The sequence below is a fragment of the Actinoplanes sp. NPDC023801 genome (assembly GCF_040639655.1).
Lineage (GTDB): Bacteria > Actinomycetota > Actinomycetes > Mycobacteriales > Micromonosporaceae > Actinoplanes.
In genome coordinates, this window is the sequence record NZ_JBFAAI010000004.1 from 230792 (window position 1) to 248231 (window position 17440).

Below are 17440 nucleotides of genomic sequence, written 5' to 3' on the forward strand. Positions count from 1 at the left end.
CACCGCAAGCGGGGTCAGCGGCGGGTGCCGGCCGGGATCACGCCGAAGCCGGGCAGAACACGCTGGGTGACGGCGCGGGTGGCGGCCAGCTGGACGCCCGCGCGGCGTCGGCGTTCGGCGAGGACGGCGACCAGGAACAGCCAGGGTGGGGTGCCGGGCGGTGGTGCCGGGGAGACCTTGGCGGTGACCTCGGCGTGCAGGCTCTGGCCGAGGATCGAGCGGTACGGTTCGGCGAAGTGGAACGAGCGGGCCGCGAACTGGCGGATCGCCTCGGCGAGTTCGTCGTCGACGGCGGACAGGTCGGCCTCGGCGGCCCACGGGGCGAGACCGGCGGGCATGCCGGGTACCAGGTTCCACGGCACCGGCCGGCGTTCGTGCACCACGAGGGTGCCGGCGGCCAGGTCGCCGAGGCGCCGGCCGCGGCGGGAGGCGAGCATGGTGGTGAGGCTGCCGGCCCAGGTCACCATGGGCAGCAGCATGCCGGGCCATTCGACGGCGAGGCCGATGAGGGCGCGGGTGAAGGCGTGCCGGGCGCGGATCGGGCCGCCGTCCTCACGGATGACGCGCAGCCCCATGACGATCTTGCCGAAGCTGCGGCCGTTGCTGACGGTCTCGACGATCGTCGGGTAGCCGACCGCGACCAGGGCCAGACCGATCAGGTAGGCGGTGTCGGGGCGCAGCAGGTCGCCGTACGGTTCGGGCAGCAGATCGGTGATGATCAGGTACGTGCCGGACAGGAAGCCGAGGACGACCAGCTGCATCAGGATGTCGAACCCCAGGGCGATGGCGCGTGAACCCAGCCGGGCGGGGCGTACATCGATCTCGACGGCTTCGGCGGTGGTGAGCACCCGCACAGTCAACACGATGGGCCCTCTACGCTGCGAGGGTGGATCTCGACGCGTACGTGGCCGAGCACGGCGGTGAGTGGCGCCGGCTCGAGGCGCTGGTCACCCGGCGCCGGCTGAAACCGGTGGAAGTGGACGAAATGGTCCTGCTGTATCAGCGGGCGGCCACCCATCTGTCGATCGTGCGCAGCCGTACCCCGGACGCCGTGGTCCTGGCCGACCTGTCGCGGCTGGTGCTGGCCGGCCGGGCGGCCATCAACCGCAGCGAGCGTGTCTCGTGGCGCCCGGCCGCCGACTTCGTGATGTTCAAGCTGCCGGCGGCGCTGTACCGGACCCGCTGGTGGTGGCTGACGGTGACGGTGCTGATGGTTGCCGCGGCCTGGGGCCTGATCGACTATGTGCTGGGCCATCCGACGGTGCTGCAGGAGTGGTTCGGGGCGCACCCGGACGAGGCTCAGCTGGTCGACGACTTCGTCAACTACTACAGCGAGTACCGGGCGGAGACGTTCTTCAGCGCGGTGTGGGTCAACAACGCGATGCTTGCCGCCCAGTGCCTGGCGTCCGGGGTGCTGATCCTGCCGGTGTTCTACCTGCTCGGCACCAACCTGATCAACATCGGGATGATGGGTGCGGCGATGTTCGACGCCGGTGCCGGTGACGTCTACCTGACCTACATCGCCCCGCACGGCTTCCTGGAACTGACGGCCCTGTTCATCGGTGCCGGGGTGGGCTTGCGCATCGGCTGGTCGTGGATCGCGCCGGGCCCGCTGATGACCCGCCGGCAGTCGCTGGTGCACTGGGCCAAGCAGGGCATGGTCGTCGCGGTCGGCCTGGTGTTCGTGCTGCTGGTCTCCGGCATCCTGGAGGCCTACGTCACCCCGTCGCCGCTGCCCGCGCCGGTGCGCATCGGTATCGGCGGCGTGCTGTGGGTGTTGTTCCTGGCGTACGCCCTGGTGTGGGGCCGCGAGGCGCAACGCAGGGTGCGCGAACCTCTCGACTGATCCGGCGGCGGCTACGTTGGACGGATGGCCCGATCGCTGTTCACCCTCGAAACGGCGCGCGAGATCCTGCTCGGGGAGCGCCCGGGGCTGGTCACCTCCCTCGACCGGCTGCTCGGGCTGGGCATCCTCGCCGCCGGGCCGGTCGGTCTGGCGACCGGACAGCCGTGGCTGCTGGCCGTGTGGGGCTGGGTCGACCAGAAGAACGAGCTGATGGCGCGGCTGGCCGAGGCCGTGACGGCGGGCCGCCGGCGGCTGGGTGCCGAGTCCGGCCGGCGGCAGCGACACGAGGTTCTCGCCGCCACGCACACGGTGCTGGTGGTTGCCGCGTTCCTCGACGCGCTGCAGCGCATCGGCGGCGAGGCGTACCGGTCGGTCGAGTTCCCCGAGTCGGAGCTGGACGCACTGGTCATGACCCAGATGTCGACCGATGCCCAGTCCATGGTGGAGTGCGTCGCCCGGATGGACGTCCCGATGCCCTGGGACGGCGGCGGCTTCCAGGCGAACCTCGACAGCGGTATCCGGGCCTACTACCAGGTGCTGGCCCAGCAGATCCTGGCAGTGTTCGACAACTTCGCCCCCTGGGTGGAGAAGTTCGGCTCCTACACCGGTCCGCGACCGCTCAACGGGCAGATCGTCGAGCTGGCCCTCGACCGGTACCGGGCCGAGTATGTGGCGTTGGTGGCCGAGGTGCCGGAGTTCGCCATCTGGAGCTCGCTCGGTGAGCACCATGCCACCCACCGGGCCCTGTCCCGGCTGGAGGCGCTGGTGGCTTCTCTCGCACCGGCCCCGCAGGCCGATGTGGCCCGCGAACGGCTCGCCCGGCTCAATCGCGACGTCCTGAACCGGCCGATCCTGGATCTTCAGGAGATCACCCGGGTCAGCGAGGTGCGCGCGCCGACGGTCGCCGAGGGATATCTGGAGCCCCGGTTCCGGTGGGCCGTCATGACCCGCGCCTCGCGTCCCGCCCACGAGGGATGGTGGTCTCATCAGCAGGCCGGAACCGATCTGGCCGGTTTCCTGGCGACCCACTTCACCTCGCCGCAGGCAGCGGTGTCACCGCTGATCGTGCTGGGCCATCCGGGGGCCGGCAAGAGCCTGTTCACCAAGGTGTGCGCGGCACGGCTGTCGGCGACCGCGGCGTTCATGGCGGTGCGGATCGCGCTGCGCGACGCGCCCGAGCCCTCGGCCGGGGTGTACCAGCACATCGAGGACGTGCTGCGGGAGTCCACCCACGGCAGGATCGCCTGGCGCGAGCTCGGCGAATCCGGCGACGACGTCATCCGTGTCGTGCTCATCGACGGGCTCGACGAACTGATGCAGGCGACCGGGGCGACCGAGTCCCGCTATCTGCGGGCCGTTACGGACTTCCAGCGCACCGAGTTGGCCACGGGCGGTCCGGTGGCGGTCGTGGTGACCTCCCGTACGGTCGTCGCCGACCTCGCGGCCATCCCGGACGGGTGCATGGTCGTCAAGCTGGAGGAGTTCGACGACGACCAGATCGGCACGTGGGCTGAGCGCTGGAACGACGCGAACGCGGGCCGGGTCCAGGCGGGTTCGCTGCTCAGCATCGACGCGGTACGTCTGCGTGAGTACGGGCCCCTGGCCCGCCAGCCCCTGCTTCTCGCGCTGCTGGCGATCATCCTGACCGAACGGGACCTGCCGTCGCACGAACGTTCCGCCGACCTGTACCGCACGCTGCTGGACGATTTCATCCGCCGCGAGCTGGACCGGCCGGACCGGTTCTCCGACCGGCTGTCCGACGACGAGCGTTACGAGGTGGAGCTGTGGAAACTCGGCATCGTCGCCTTCGGCATGCTCAACCGCAGCCAGCAGTACCTGCACGAGGACAGCCTGACCGAGGATCTGCGCGCGCTGCCGGCCCGGCACGAACCAGCCGCCGCGCCGCAGCGCCGGGAGATCAGCCGCCAGATGGATCCGGCGTCCCGGCTGATCGGCCGGTTCTTCTTCGTGCACACCGACGAGGCCGCCGCGGGCGCGGGCGGCCGTAGTTACGAGTTCCTGCACGCCACCTTCGCCGACTATCTGGTCGCCTTCCACACCCGCCAGCTGCTGCGGGAGGCCGCCGGTGCCCGCAAGTACCGGTCGTCGTCGCAGCCGTGGGACGACGACCTGCTGTTCGCCCTCATCTCGCACATCGCCATCGGTGCCAGCGGCTCCCTGACTTTGGAGTTCTTCGCCCAGCTGGCCACCGCCGACAGCGACGTGGCGTCGGTCCTGGAGCATCTGGCGGTCGTCGCGCACCACCGCTGGGGCCCCGGCCGTCACCACGACTACGACCCGTCCGGGCGTACTCCGGTCCAGCGCGTCGCCGCGTACTCGGCGAACATCGTGGTGCTGCGCCTGGCCATCGCGCAGGAGCCGGTGCCGATCGCACGTCTGTGCCCGCCCGGCGCCGACGTGCAGTCGTGGTGGCCGTCCCAGGTCCGGCTCTGGGACGCCGTCCTGACCCGGCCGGAGATGATGTCGCTGCTGACCTCGACGTGCATCGTGGACGACGCCGGGCCGGCACTGATCCGCGGGCGGCACGACACCGCCTTCTACGAGGATCTGCGGGAGTACCTGGCGCTGGACCGGGAGGCGGCGTTCCGCGTCGCGGCGGGCCGTGCGCTGCAGTGGGATCCCCGCGACACCGGCGACTACCACCTGCGCATCGAGCCGGCGTACGCGGCGGCGGTGCACTCGCTGACTCGTGCCCTGCGCACCGGGGTGGGTGGCGAGGAGGCGCTGCGCCGGTTCCGGGAGGTCGACGATCCCACCGCGTCGCTGCACCTGCTGCGGATCGCGGTGATGGCGCAGTGCGTGGCGGAGCTGGACTATCCGTTCGTCGCGGCGGTTCTCGACGACGCGATCCGCGCCCGTGTTCCCGTGCCGCAGACCGACCTCGGCCTGATCTACGGCATCCATCCGCAGGTCAGGGAGTACTTCGGAAAGGTCAACCGGGACTTGTCGGAGCCGCCTGCGCAGCCGGACACCCGGCGCTGAGTCACAGCCGGCCGGAGGCCTTGAGCAGCAGGTAGACGTCGGCGACCCGGGCGGCGAACGTGTCGGCGTCGGCGTCGACGACGGTCGCCCCGGAGTGGGCCAGCACGTCGCGGACCCGGTCGCGTTCGGCGAGCACCCGCTGCGCGGCCGCGGCGCGGTGCACGTCGGCGGCGGAGGCGCCGTCGGGCAGGTCGGCGAGGCGGCTGACCAGCGGGTCGCGGACGCCGGCGACGATCACCTTGTGCCGGGCGGTCAGTTTCGGCAGCAGCGGCAGCAGCCCCGCGATCATCGGTGCGGTGTCCAGTGCGGTGAAGACGACCAGCAGCGCCCGTTTGCGGTCGCGGCGCAGCATCTCCTGGCCGAGCAGGGTGAAGTCGGTCTCGGCGAGTTCCGGGTGCAGTGAGGCCATGGCGTCGATGAGCCGGCCGAGTTTGGCGCGCTGGCCGCCGCCTTCGACGCGGGTACGTACCTTCGCGTCCATGGCGAGCAGGTCGACGCGGTCGTCGGCGCGGGTGGCCAGCACCGACAGCAGCAGGGCGGCGTCGATGGACGCGTCCAGGCGGGGTGCGTCGCCGACGCGTACGGCCGAGGTCCGCCCGGTGTCGATGATGCAGAAGACCCGCCGGTCGCGTTCCGGGCGCCAGGTGCGCACGACCACGTCGTGGGCGCGGGCGCTGGCCCGCCAGTCGATCGACCGGACGTCGTCGCCGATCACATACTCGCGCAGCGCGTCGAACTCGGTGCCCTGGCCGCGGCCGCGGGTGACGACGGTGCCGTCGACGATGCGCAGGCGGGCCAGTTTCTCCGGCAGGATGCGCCGGGACGGGAACCGGGGCAGTACCCGCAGCGACCAGGGCGGGGTGTTCTGCTCGTTCCAGGCCTGCCGGCGCTGGCGGTAGGCCAGTCCGAGGGGCCCGGCCGAACGCAGCGTGACGCGTACGGCGGGCCGGTCGCCGTGCCGGGTGGGGGTGAGGGTGGTGGTGAACGACTGCTGATCGCCGTCGGCCAGCACCGCGGTGTGGAACAGCGGCCCGGCGCCGGCCGACGGCACCCAGCTGTCGCGCAGGTGCAGCCGGACGGTGCGCCGGCCGGTGTTGGCGACGGTGAGCACGACCCGGGCGGTGTTGCCGAGCCAGACGGTACGGTCGCCGTCGCGGTGCAGGCGCAGCCCGGTCAGCGGCCCGGCGATCGCCAGGTCGAGGCCGGCCAGCAGCACGGCCGCGCCGACCACCATCGCCAGTGCCGGCCAGGGTGCCGGCCCGAGCACGACGATCGGCAGGCCGAGGGCGAGCAGCAGCGCGAAACGCCGCGTGATCATCGCGGCGCCGGTACGGCGGCCAGGACGGTGGCGAGCACGCCTTCGACGGTGGCGCCGTCGAGTTCGGCGTCGGCGCGCAGCCGCACCCGGTGCCGCAGGGTGGGCACGGTGAACGCTTTCACGTCGTCGGGGACGACGTAGTCGCGGCCGTGCAGCCAGGCATTGGCCTTGGAGACGGCGAGCAGGGCGGTGGCACCGCGGGGGGAGGCGCCCAGTTCGAGGGCGGGTGCGGTGCGGGTGGCCCGGCACAGGTCGACGATGTAGGCGAGCACGGTGTCGGCGACGGCGACGTGCTGGACCGCGTACCGGCCGGCGAGCAGGTCGGCGGGCCCGGCGACGGGCTGCACGCCGGCGGCTTTGAGGTCGCGCGGGTCGAAGCCGCGGTGGTGGGCGCGCAGGATGTTGAGTTCCTCGTCGCGCTGCGGCAGCGGCACCGACAGTTTCAGCAGGAACCGGTCGAGCTGGGCCTCGGGCAGCGGGTAGGTGCCCTCGTACTCGATCGGGTTCTGGGTGGCGGCGACCAGGAACGGCTGCGGCAGCGGGCGGGGGATGCCGTCGATGGTGACCTGGCGTTCCTCCATGGCTTCCAGCAGGGCGGCCTGGGTCTTCGGCGGGGTCCGGTTGATCTCGTCGGCGAGCAGCAGGTTGGTGAAGACCGGCCCGGCCCGGAAGTTGAACGCGGCGCTGTGCGCGTCGTAGATCAGCGAGCCGGTGACGTCGCCGGGCATCAGGTCGGGGGTGAACTGGACGCGTTTGGTGTCCAGGTCCAGCGCGGTCGACAGGGCCCGGACCAGCAGGGTCTTGGCGACGCCGGGGACACCTTCGAGCAGTACGTGGCCGCCGCAGAGCAGCGCGACCAGCACCCCGCCGACGACTGCGTCCTGACCGACGACGGCTTTGCCGACCTCGGTGCGCAGCCGGCCCAGCGCTTCCCGGGCCTGGTGGGAATCGGTTGTCACGACTGCTCTCCTTCATGCGGTGGCGGTGGTGTGCTGGTGACGTCGCGGACCAGGCGTTGCAGCAGGGTGGCGGCCTCGACGAGGTCGCTGTCGCTGTCCGGCTGGTCCCGGTCGAGGATGTCGCGGACGTAGCGGACCGGCAGGCCGGCCTGCTGGGCGATCTGTTCGCTGTCGGCGTGCGGCGCCAGCCCGAGGTGGGTGGTGAGTGTGCGGCGGGCGGCGGTGCGCAGGATGTCCAGCGACGCGTCGCGGGCGCGGGCCCGCTGGTAGAGGCGGGCGTGGCCGAGCATCGTCTCGTTGGCCGGCACTCGTGACGGCAGCGGTTCGGCGACCGGGGCGCCGAGCCGTCGGGCCGCGGCGATCGCCAGGGCCAGCAGGATCAGCACCAGCAGGATCAGTGAGGTGATCAGCGCGGGCGGCAGGTCCTTGATCAGCGGGTCGGGCTGGAAGCCACCGCCGGCCTCGCTGTCGCCCTCTCCCTCGGCCTCGCCGTCCCCGTCGCCGGGACGGCCGTCGCCCGGTATGCCGTCCTCGTCGTAGTAGCCGTCGTACGGGTAGCTGCCGTCGGGTGCGGGTGTCCACCGTTCGGTGCCGTCGGGGTCGTAGGTGGGCCGGGTCGTCGGCGGTGTGGTGGGCGGGGTCGTCGGGACGGCCCGGTCACGTTCGTGCACGTCGAGCCAGAGCACCCGGTTGTGCTGGGCGAGCAGGCCGACGGCCAGGGCGGCGTTGCCGTGCTCGCCGATGCGGTCGTCGCGGAACGGGTCGGGTGAGCCGACGAGGGTGACGTTGTACCAGCTGTGCTTGAAGGTGGCCAGGGCGCCGTTGTAGCAGACGGTGCCGCGCTCGGTGCGGTACTCGGTCTTGCGGACGGCGGCCGGCCCGGCCGCGCCGGCGATCCGGTCGCCGCAGGCGGGGCTGGCGACCGTGGTGTTCCAGTAGGTGCGCCCGACCGTGGCGGGCCAGCCGCTGCGGCGCAGTGCGGACGCCGACGGATTCACCGCGACGATCATGCTGCCGGTCGGGAGGCGGTAGATGCTCTCCAGGTCGGCCAGGTCGGGGGTGGTCAGGAACAGGGTGACGGCTTCGGTGCCGGAGTTGGCGGCCCGGACGGCCTGTTCGGTGGTGGTGAACCGGTCGACGGTGATGCCGCGTTCGCGCAGCCGTTCGGCGAGTGTGCCGCCGCTGATCTGCTGCACCTGCTGCGGGGTCAGGTATTCCGGGTCGTCGTCGTCGGGTTGTTCGACGGCGTGCACGATGAGGGTGCCGGTGATCAGGGCGGTCAGGGCGGCGAACGGGATCGCGGCCCGTAGCCAGCGCTTCATCGGGTGGCTCCGTCGTCGAGGGCGGCGCGGACCTCGGCGGTCAGGTCGCGCATCCGGTCGTCCTCGGGCTGTCCGGCGGGGCGGTGGCCGTACCACACCTCGGAGAACAGTCCGGTGGCGCCGGTCAGGGCGGGGGCCACGACCGGGCGGCCGGTGCCGGCCGCGGTGGCCAGTTCATGGGCGGTGGTGCCGGGTTCGGGGGTGACGACGCCGGCGCGGGTGAGGGCGGTGACGGTGTCGCGCAGCCGTTCGCGGATCGCCTCGGCGTAGCGGCCCTCGGCGGCGAGCCGGTCGGCCAGCGACAGTGCCGTACCCGCCGGGGTCTTGCTGCCGGGTTTGGCGCTGCCGGTGCCGGCCGGGGTGGCGCGCTGCTTGCTGTGCCGGGTCTTGCGCTGCCGGCGCCGGAACCGGGGCAGTCGCAGGCGGGGCAGTCGCAGGCGGGGCCAGCTGCGCGGCACCCAGGCCGGCCACCAGTACCAGAGGGCGGCGGTCAGCGCGGTGATCGCGAGCAGGATCAGCAGCAGCACCCCGGGCGAGACGATCTCGAAGATCCGCCCGACGAACTCGTCGTAGCCTCTCATCAGCGCACCACCAGCGCGGCGGCGGTGTCGAGGCCGAGGCTGCGGGCCCGGTTCACCGAGATGTCCAGGCCCTCGGTGCGGATCCGGATCTCCAGCAGCAGCACCGCGTCGAGGCAGCCCAGTGCCGCGTAGGCGACGGTGTTGGCCAGGGTCCAGGCGATCGGCACGGCCCAGGCCAGCCACCAGTCCCAGCCGGCGACCGAGGTGAACATGCCGGCCGCGAGGATCCAGCCGCTGCCGAGGGCGAGCCGGATGGCCAGCCACACCAGGTAGCCGAGGATCCGCAGGAAGACCCCGCGCATGCCGCCGCGGGTGGAACGCGCGACGGCCCGGGCGATCGCGGTGAACGGGTTGGCGGTGCGGTCGACGGTCAGCACGGCGGTGGCCATCCCGGCCAGCCCGTAGACGAGGATCACACCGATGAATCCGGCCATCGCGGCACCGAAGGTGAGTACCGCGAGCAGGCCGGCGATCAGCAGGGCGGGCAGTGGCCGGGCCCGCCGGAACAGGTCGCGCCGGCGTATCCGGCTGCCGAGCAGGGCCGGTCCGGCGGCGGCGCCGGCGACCGCGCCGAGCACGGCGATGATGAACGCCTCGGTGGCCAGGCCGGTCGCCACGACCGGCACCCAGTCGATGCCTTCGCTGACGCGCCAGTAGTAGAGCGGCGGGGTCAGGGCGGCGGTCTCGCGCAGGCCCGACAGCAGGATCTGTTCGGTGGTGGCCAGCAGCAGCGACAGCGACAGCAGGGGCAGGGCTCGTTGCCGCAGCAGCGCCACCGCCGCGTCCAGGATCTCGCCCGCGGTCATCGCCCGCAGGGGGATGATCCCCGCCTCCCCGTCCACCCGCATGGCGGGGATCCTAGGTCACCGGGGGATCGGCCGGTGCGCCTGGTCTGGCAGGCTGGGGCGTATGCGACTCTCGATCTGGCCCAGTGCCGCCCAGCCGTACGCCGGCATGCTCGAAGTGGCCCGGCACGCGGCCGAAACGGGGTGGGACGGTGTGTGGGTGGCCGACCATTTCATGCCGAACCTGCCGGCCGGGGTGCGGCCGGAGAAGCCGATGTTGGAGGCCGGTTCGCTGGTGGCGGCGCTGGGTGCGGCGGTGCCGCGGGTGGCGGTGGGCACACTGGTGTACGGCAACACCTACCGGCATCCGGCGGTGGTGGCCAACATGGCCGCGACCGTCGATCACATCACCGGTGGCCGCTTCGTGCTCGGTGTCGGTGCGGGCTGGCAGGTCAACGAGCATCATCAGTACGGCATCGAGCTGCCGCCGGTGAAGCAGCTGCTGGACCGGTTCGTCGAGGCGCTGCAGGTGCTGCACGGGTTGCTGCGGACCCCGGAGACCACGTTCCACGGCGAGTACTACCGGCTCACCGACGCGGTGTGCGAGCCGAAGCCGGTACAGGACCCGCTGCCGATCATGATCGGGGCCAAGGGTGAGAAGCGGATGCTGCGGGTGGTGGCCGAGTATGCGGATCTGTGGAACACGTGGGGCCTGCCGGAGCTGATCGCGCACAAGTCGCGGGTGCTCGACGAGCACTGCGCGGCGGTCGGCCGTGATCCGCGGGCGATCGGCCGGACGGCGCAGGCGCTGGTCGTGGTGGACGGTCCGCTGCCGGGTGATCTGCCGGTCCCGGTCTACGGCGGCACGCCGGCGTCGGTGGCCGCGACGATCGAGGCGTACCGGGAGCTGGGTCTCGACGAGCTGATCATCCCGGACGGGCTGCTGGGTACCGGCGCGGCCCGCCTGAACAGCATGGACACCATCCTCAAGATCACCAAAGGCTAGATGTCGTACGGGCTGCGCGTACCGTCCGTGGCGGCCGCGCGGGCGCTGCGGTGCGGTGCGGCCGCGCCGCACGGGCTGAGGGCGGCCCGTCACCGCCCACCCCACCGGCCCGGGTGGGGTTTCAGACGCCGAAGGCGGTGGCGTAGCGGATCTGTCCGGCCGGGACCGGCTGGGCCGGGTCGAGTGCCAGCGCCATCAGCGCCTCGCCGGGCACGTCGAACGGTGCGGTGACGCCGAAGCCGGAGGCGCGGGTGAACCCGAACCGCGGGTAGTAGCCGGCGTGCCCGAGCACGACGACCAGGTTCTCACCACGGGCGCGGGCCGCGTCGAGCACCGCGACGATGGCCGCCGACCCGGCGCCGGTGCGCTGCACGGCCGGCAGTACCGCGCAGGGGGCCAGCGCCAGAGCCGGTGTGCCGCCGACGTGGCAGCGGGTGAGCAGGGCGTGCCCGGCCGGGGTGCCGGTGGCGTCGATCGCGAGCATGGACAGCCCGTCGATCCAGGCCTGCGGGTCGCTGCGCAGGGCGTCGACGAGGTCGGCCTCGGCCTCGGTGGGGAACGCGGCGGCGACGATGGCGTGCACGGTGGTGATGTCGGCGGGCGTCTCGGGTCGGGTGCTCCAGCTACTCATCGGCGCTGACGTTAACAGGCCGCCCTCAGCCCGTGCGTCACGGACGGTACGCGGGAAGTCACCGCTGCCGGATGGCCCAGGCGGCGATGGCGGCGCGGTTGGGCAGGCCGAGTTTGCCGCCGATGTTGCGGATGTGGGTGTCGGCGGTGCGGGCGCTGATGCGCAGCCGGGTCGCGATCTGAGGGCTGGTGAGGCCGTCGGCGACGAGCCCGGCGATCTCTCGTTCCCGGGTGGTGAGGCCGCCGCCGGGTGCGGAGACGCGGCGTGGGGTGGGTTCGTCGAGGGCGATGCGCAGGGCGTGGGTGTGGCCGTGCCGGCCGGCGGTGAACTCGTCGGCGGTGGCGCCGGCGCCCAGCAGGCTGTCCAGGTGGGTGCGGGCCTGGGTGTGGCCGTCGGCGAGCAGGCGCATGCCGTGCAGGTCGACGCCGAGGTGCTGCTGGCGGGCGTGGGCGGCGCCGAGCAGCCAGGCGGCGCGGCGGGCGGCCCGCTCGTCGGTGCCGTCGCAGGTGCCGGCGAGGATCCAGGCGCTCAGTTCGATGCTCCAGAGCTGGCCCCACTGGTCGTCCATGGGACGTTGCAGGCGCAGGCAGCGGCTGATCAGTTCGGTGGCGCGGGTGGGGTCGCCGGCGCGGTGGGCGGCCAGGGCGCAGGTCCACAGGGCCCAGGACACGGCCCAGGGCGCGCCGGCGGTCTCGGCTTCGGCCAGGTAGAGCGCCGGGGCGGTGGTGTCACCGGTGGAGGCGGCGCCGATGGCCCACATCATGGTGGCCATGTGCCGGTCGGCGCCGGTGAGCCGGTCGCGGAGCCGGGCGAGCTGGTCGACGGCGGTGACGTCGGCGTCGAGCAGCAGCCGCCCGGCGGCGGTGGCGAACAGCACCGGCGGCAGGGGGCTGTCGCGGATCGGGTCGAGCAGTTCCCGGGCGGGACCGGACCGGCCCTGGGTGGCGGCTATCCAGCCGGCGGCCGCAGCGGTGGCGGCGTGGTCGCCGGGGTTGCCGTCGCCGGGCAGGGCGCGCATCAGTTGCGTACGGGCCAGGTCGAGGAAGCCCCAGAAGTAGGGGGCGCGGGTGCGGGCCAGGTCGCGGCAGAGGGCGCGGGCCTCGGCGAGGGCGCCGGTGGCGAGGCTGTGGTCGACGGCGGTGACGATGTCCGGCAGTTCGTGGCGTACGTCGTTCATGACCTGCAGTTCGGCGGGGCCGAACCAGGCGCCGGCGGCGTGGTCGAGGTAGTCGCGGTAGTGGTCGCGGTGCCGGTCGCGGGCCTTGCTCTCGTCGGGCAGCCGCCGCAGCCCGTACTCGCGCAGGGTGTCGAGCATGCTGAAGCGGGCCGGGTGGGTGTCGGTGGCGGCGGTGAGCACGGATTTGTCGACGAGGCCCTCGATGGCGGCGGCGACGTCCCCGGGCCCGGCGACGGCGGCTGCCGAGGCCATGGTGAACGCGCCGGCGAAGACCGAGGTGGCCGCCCACAGTGCCTGTTCGTCGGGAGTGCAGCGGTCGTAGCTGAGGTCGACGACGCGTTCCAGGGCGCTGAGCAGGCCGAACCGGTCGCCGATGCGGTCGATCAGTTCGGGCAGGCTCATGGTGCGGGCGCGGCCGGCGGCGAGCTTGACGGCCAGGGGCAGGCCGTCGAGGTGGCGGCAGAGCCGGTCGACGGCGTGCCGGTTGCTCAGGGCGGCCGGCAGTACACCGCCGGCTTCGGCCAGGGCGGTGAACAGCCGGGCGGTGTCGGTGCGGGTCAGCGGCGGCACGGACAGGGTGTGTTCGCCGTCGACGCCGAGGCGCTGGCGGGAGGTGGCCAGGATCCGCAGCCGGGGTGCGTCGCGCAGCAGGCGGGTGGCCACGGCGGCGGCCTGCGGGACGAGCCGGTCGCAGGCGTCGAGGATCAGCACGGTGGGCCGGTCGGCGAGGTGGGCGAGCACGACGTCGGGCCCGGCGGTGCCGTGGTGGTGGATGCCGAGGGCGAGGGCCAGGTGGGCCCAGAGGTGGTGCGGGCCGGGGTCGTGCAGGGCGGCAAGATCGGCCAGGCAGGTGTGGTCGAGGCCGGCGGCCACGCGCAGCGCGAGGCGGGTCTTGCCGACGCCGCCGGTTCCGGTGAGAGTGAGCAGCCGGGTCCGGCGGATCAGGCCGGCGGCGGTGCCGAGCAGGTCGTCGCGGCCGACGAACGGGCCGAGGTCCAGCGGCAGGTTGCCGATCCGGTCCGTGATCATCGGCGCACGATACCGTCATCTGCGTAGACGTGGTGACGGCCCCTACGTCATTGCTCAGACGCGACAGTCGGCGCGTTCAGGCAACAATGCGGACGCGTTCGCGGCCGGTGCCGCCTGGCTGCCCCCCAGAGCTGGGCCAGGCGGCACCGGCCGCGGCGTCGTTCAGTACCGGAACCGGGAGACCAGGCTCTTGAGTTCCCCGGTGACCTGGCCGAGTTCGCCGACGGCCTGTTCGGACTGGTGGACCAGTTCGGTGGTGTCGCGGGCGACCTCGGCGACGGTGCCGATGTTGGCGGCGATGGTGCTGGAGCCGCCGGCCGCCTCGGAGACGCTGCGGTTGATCTCGCCGGTGGTCACGTTCTGCTCCTCCACGGCCGAGGCGATGGTCGTCTGGTACGCGTTGATCTGTTCGATGACCTCGGCGACCTCGCTGATGGCCTGGACCGCGCCGGCGGTGTCGGCCTGGATGGTCTGGACCCGCCGGGCGATGTCCTCGGTGGCGCGGGCGGTCTCCTGGGCCAGGTCCTTGACCTCGCCGGCCACGACGGCGAAGCCCTTGCCCATCTCGCCGGCGCGGGCGGCCTCGATGGTGGCGTTGAGCGCCAGCAGGTTGGTCTGCTCGGCGATGCTGGTGATCGTCTTGACGACGGCGCCGATCTCGCGGCTGGAGTCGCCGAGCCGCGACACGCTGCCGGTGGTCGTCTGGACCGCGGTGACGGCGCGTGACGCGACGGTGGCGGCCTCGTTGGCGCTGGTGGCGATCGCGCGGATGGAGGCACCCATCTCGGCGCTGCCGGCCGCGACGGTGTGCACGTTGCGCGACACCTCGTCGGCGGAGGCGGCGACCACGTCGGCCTGTGCCGAGGACCGCCGGGCGCCGTCGGCGAGCCGGGCGGTCAGCCGGCCCATGTGTTCGCTGGCTTCGGCGAGGGTGCCGGCGCCGGTGGCGATGCCGCGCATGGCGGTGCCGATCGATTCCAGGGCCGCGTTCATCGAGCGGCTCATCCGGCCGACCTCGTCGTCCTGGTGCACGTCGAGGCGCCGGGTGAGGTCACCGCCCTCGACGGCGGCGAGCACCTCGACGGCCTGACCGAGCGGGCGGGTGATGCTGCGGGTGACCCACCAGGCGACGACTGCGGCGATCGCGACGGCGGCGGCCAGCAGCAGGATCATCAGCAGCCGGAAGTTGTCGGCGATGTCGCGGGTGGTGGCGGTCTCGGCCTGGTTCATCGATTCTTCGAGGTCGATGAAGACGTTGATGACCCGCAGCCATTCGATGAAGGCCGGTTTGGCCTCTTCGTTGAGCAGCGTGACGGCCTGGTTCGTGCGGCCGGCCTCGCGCAGCGCGGTGACCTCCTCGACGAGCGGGTTGGTCTTGGCCTGGATCTCGTTGATGCCGTCGAGGGCGTCTTTCTCCGCGTCGCTGACGAGGCTGTCGTCGGCGAAGATGTCGTTCATCTTCGTCTCGGACTCGGCGTACTTGTCGGCGAGCTTCTCTATCAGTGCCTTCTCGGTGGCCACGTCGGCGCCGGTGGTGGCGTGGACCAGGTCGCGCAGGGCGATGGCCCGGTCGTGGACGCTGCCGCGGAAGTTGATGGCGTAGCGCTGTTTGACGGCGTTCTGGTCGTTGATGACGGTGAGCTTGTCGTTGATCCGATTGACCTGGACGACACCGGTCACCACCAGCGCGACCATGGCGAGCACGACGACGAGGAACCCGGCCCCGAGCCGCTTCCCGATGGTCAGTTTGTTCATACCCCTCCATCGGCGGCGGCCGGTACGACTTTACGGTTGCGCCATGCTCTATGGTTAGTTGGTGAAGTAACGAACCAAGGGAGTGGCGGATGTTCGACGACCGCAGCCCGATCTACCGGCAGATCGCCGACCAGATCAAGGACGACGTGCTGCGCGGTGTGCTGGACGCCGACGAGCAGGTGATGTCGACGAATCAGTACGCCGCCTACTACCGCATCAACCCGGCCACCGCCGCCAAGGCCTTCCAGCAGCTTGTCGACGAGGGCGTCATCTACAAGCGGCGCGGGGTCGGCATGTTCGTCGCCGCCGGCGCCCAGGCCCGGTTGCGTGCTCAGCGGCGCGAGCGGTTCTTCGCCGAGGTGCTCGAGCCGATGGCGGCCGAGGCGCGGGCCCTGGGCATCCCGGCCGCCGACATCGTGGCCCGTATTCATCAGCTCATCCCGGGAGACAGCCGATGATCACCACAAGTGCCCTGCAGGTCCGGTTCGACGGCACGCCGGCCCTGCATCCCCTCGACCTGGAGTTGCCGGCCGGCCGGATCTACGGCCTGCTGGGCCGCAACGGCGCCGGCAAGACCACCCTGCTGTCGGCGCTGGCCGGCTTCCGCAAGCCCAGCGCCGGCACCGTGCTGCTCGACGGTGAGCCGGTCTTCGAGAACCTGCGCAACACCACCCGGATCTGCCTGATCCGCGACGACGGCATGGTCGGTGACGGCACCGACAACCTGCGCGACATCCTGGCGATGGCCGCCATGCTGCGGCCGACCTTCGACGCCGGATACGCCGCCGAACTGCTGGACCGGTTCGGCCTGTCACGCCGGCAGCGCCTCGGCGCACTGTCGCGCGGCCAGCGCTCGGCGTTCGCGATCGTGGTCGGCCTGGCCTCACGGGCGCCGCTGACCATGTTCGACGAGGCACACCTGGGCATGGACGCCGCCAACCGGCAGCTGTTCCACGACGAGCTGCTGCGCGACTACCTGGCCCATCCGCGCACGTTCGTGCTGTCCACCCATCTGATCGAGGAGCAGAGCCCGCTGTTCGAGCAGGTGCTGATCCTGCACGAGGGCCGGCTGCTGCTGCACTGCGACATCGACGACCTGCGCGAACGCGGGGTGTCAGTGACCGGCCCCGCGCAGATCGTGGACGACTTCGTGTACGGGCTGACCGTGCTGTCGCAGCGCACGCTCGGCCCGACCAAACAGGTCACCGTGTTCGGCGGCCTCGACGACGAGCGCCGCGCCCTGGCCGGCACCTACCACCTGGAGCTGGGCCCGGTGACCGTGCAGGACCTGTTCATCCACCTGACCGGAGGTGTGCCGTGAGACGTTTCCCGATCGCCCGGTTCCTGCTCTCCACCCATCTGCCGTTCCTGGCCATCGTGCTGCCCGCGATGTACCTGCTGGTCGGCGTGATCGTCGCGGTGGCCGTGCTGATGCGCGGCCCGGCCACGGTCAGCGGCGTCGACCTGTCCGGTCAGGTGCTGCACTGGCTGGCCGTCGGGTACGGCTACAGCGCCCCCGGACTGCTGGGCACCATGCTGGTGCACGGCCGGACCCGCCGGGAGTTCGCCACGCAGCATCCGGCGTTCCAGCTGGTCACCGCCGTGGTGCTGGCCGCTCTGATCACCGGCGTGTACGCCGTCGAGGCGGTGCTCTACCGGGCGGCCGGCTGGACGCAGGCGATGCAACCGGACCGGCCGTTCGAGGCCGGCGACTATCCGATGATCTTCGTGGCGAACCTGAGCATGCTGGCCATCGCCCTGCTGACCGGCGCGTTCGTGGGCGTCGCGCTCTATCGCCGCACTGCCACCGGCGCCCTGGCACTGCTGCCGGCCGCGGCACTGCTGACCTACGGCGGCGCGGCGCACGGGTACTTCAGCCTGCCGTTCGCTCAGGGGGCCATGCAGAGCGGGCCGGCGCTGCTGGCGGTGACGGCCGCGGCGGTGGTGATCGGCTGGGCGCTGCTGTGGGCGTACGCCCGGGACGTGCCCCTGGGTAATAAAGTGCCCGCGTGAAACTCCGACAAGAGA

The 17440-nt window shown here is 72.2% G+C and carries 15 protein-coding genes; 6 read left to right on the top strand and 9 right to left on the bottom strand.

All coding sequences use genetic code 11. The annotated features are described in order from the left end of the window. Nucleotides 1-14: 14 nt before the first annotated feature. Nucleotides 15-863: an RDD family protein gene (locus tag AB0G04_RS10970; protein WP_360980133.1), complete on the bottom strand. Its 849-nt coding sequence runs from the start codon at nucleotides 861-863 to the stop codon at nucleotides 15-17. Nucleotides 864-886: 23 nt separating this feature from the next. Here AB0G04_RS10970 and AB0G04_RS10975 point away from each other — a divergent pair, with 23 nt between their 5' ends. Then, a complete protein-coding gene (locus AB0G04_RS10975; protein ID WP_360980136.1) occupies nucleotides 887-1846 on the top strand; it encodes a stage II sporulation protein M in 960 nt (319 codons plus the stop codon). Nucleotides 1847-1870: 24 nt separating this feature from the next. After that, on the top strand, nucleotides 1871-4849 hold the full coding sequence (locus AB0G04_RS10980; protein ID WP_360980139.1) for a hypothetical protein: 2979 nt from the start codon (nucleotides 1871-1873) through the stop codon (nucleotides 4847-4849). Between the two features lies 1 nt (nucleotide 4850). Here AB0G04_RS10980 and AB0G04_RS10985 read toward each other — a convergent pair whose 3' ends face one another. From AB0G04_RS10985 to AB0G04_RS11005, 5 genes are read right to left on the bottom strand one after another with little or no spacing between them, the layout of a single operon-like run. Further along, entirely contained in the window at nucleotides 4851-6167 is a 1317-nt protein-coding gene (locus AB0G04_RS10985; protein WP_360980142.1) for a DUF58 domain-containing protein, read from the bottom strand. Beyond that, nucleotides 6164-7126: a MoxR family ATPase gene (locus AB0G04_RS10990; protein ID WP_360980145.1), complete on the bottom strand. Its 963-nt coding sequence runs from the start codon at nucleotides 7124-7126 to the stop codon at nucleotides 6164-6166. The genes AB0G04_RS10985 and AB0G04_RS10990 overlap by 4 nt, the downstream gene beginning before the upstream one ends. Then, on the bottom strand, nucleotides 7123-8448 hold the full coding sequence (locus AB0G04_RS10995; RefSeq protein WP_360980148.1) for a DUF4350 domain-containing protein: 1326 nt from the start codon (nucleotides 8446-8448) through the stop codon (nucleotides 7123-7125). Before AB0G04_RS10995 ends, AB0G04_RS10990 begins: the two co-directional genes overlap by 4 nt. Further along, the gene (locus AB0G04_RS11000) at nucleotides 8445-9029 is read right to left on the bottom strand and encodes a DUF4129 domain-containing protein (protein ID WP_360980151.1); all 585 of its coding nucleotides are present in this window, start codon (nucleotides 9027-9029) and stop codon (nucleotides 8445-8447) included. The genes AB0G04_RS10995 and AB0G04_RS11000 overlap by 4 nt, the downstream gene beginning before the upstream one ends. Further along, entirely contained in the window at nucleotides 9029-9877 is an 849-nt protein-coding gene (locus AB0G04_RS11005; RefSeq protein ID WP_360980154.1) for a hypothetical protein, read from the bottom strand. The genes AB0G04_RS11000 and AB0G04_RS11005 overlap by 1 nt, the downstream gene beginning before the upstream one ends. Nucleotides 9878-9938: 61 nt before the next feature. Between AB0G04_RS11005 and AB0G04_RS11010 the strand changes: the two genes are divergently transcribed. Further along, nucleotides 9939-10820, top strand: a complete 882-nt coding sequence (locus AB0G04_RS11010) for a TIGR03560 family F420-dependent LLM class oxidoreductase (RefSeq protein ID WP_360980157.1) — start codon at nucleotides 9939-9941, stop codon at nucleotides 10818-10820. 121 nt (nucleotides 10821-10941) lie between these two features. Here AB0G04_RS11010 and AB0G04_RS11015 read toward each other — a convergent pair whose 3' ends face one another. The 3 genes from AB0G04_RS11015 to AB0G04_RS11025 all read right to left on the bottom strand — a co-directional run bounded on the left by AB0G04_RS11015 (nucleotide 10942) and on the right by AB0G04_RS11025 (nucleotide 15412). Continuing rightward, on the bottom strand, nucleotides 10942-11451 hold the full coding sequence (locus AB0G04_RS11015) for an N-acetyltransferase (protein WP_360980160.1): 510 nt from the start codon (nucleotides 11449-11451) through the stop codon (nucleotides 10942-10944). A gap of 58 nt (nucleotides 11452-11509) precedes the next feature. Then, on the bottom strand, nucleotides 11510-13657 hold the full coding sequence (locus AB0G04_RS11020; RefSeq protein ID WP_360980163.1) for a LuxR C-terminal-related transcriptional regulator: 2148 nt from the start codon (nucleotides 13655-13657) through the stop codon (nucleotides 11510-11512). Between the two features lie 162 nt (nucleotides 13658-13819). Continuing rightward, nucleotides 13820-15412 carry a methyl-accepting chemotaxis protein gene (locus AB0G04_RS11025; protein ID WP_360980166.1) on the bottom strand — a complete coding sequence of 531 codons (1593 nt, stop codon included), beginning with the start codon at nucleotides 15410-15412 and terminating at the stop codon, nucleotides 13820-13822. Nucleotides 15413-15501: 89 nt separating this feature from the next. Between AB0G04_RS11025 and AB0G04_RS11030 the strand changes: the two genes are divergently transcribed. The 3 genes from AB0G04_RS11030 to AB0G04_RS11040 are packed head-to-tail and all read left to right on the top strand — an operon-like array spanning nucleotide 15502 to nucleotide 17425. Then, the gene (locus tag AB0G04_RS11030; RefSeq protein ID WP_360980169.1) at nucleotides 15502-15870 is read left to right on the top strand and encodes a GntR family transcriptional regulator; all 369 of its coding nucleotides are present in this window, start codon (nucleotides 15502-15504) and stop codon (nucleotides 15868-15870) included. Next, nucleotides 15867-16733 (top strand): ABC transporter ATP-binding protein, encoded by an 867-nt coding sequence (locus AB0G04_RS11035; RefSeq protein WP_360980172.1) that lies wholly within the window; start codon nucleotides 15867-15869, stop codon nucleotides 16731-16733. The genes AB0G04_RS11030 and AB0G04_RS11035 overlap by 4 nt, the downstream gene beginning before the upstream one ends. Next, nucleotides 16730-17425, top strand: coding sequence for a hypothetical protein (locus tag AB0G04_RS11040; RefSeq protein WP_360980175.1), 696 nt, complete (start codon nucleotides 16730-16732; stop codon nucleotides 17423-17425). The genes AB0G04_RS11035 and AB0G04_RS11040 overlap by 4 nt, the downstream gene beginning before the upstream one ends. Nucleotides 17426-17440: the final 15 nt, after the last annotated feature.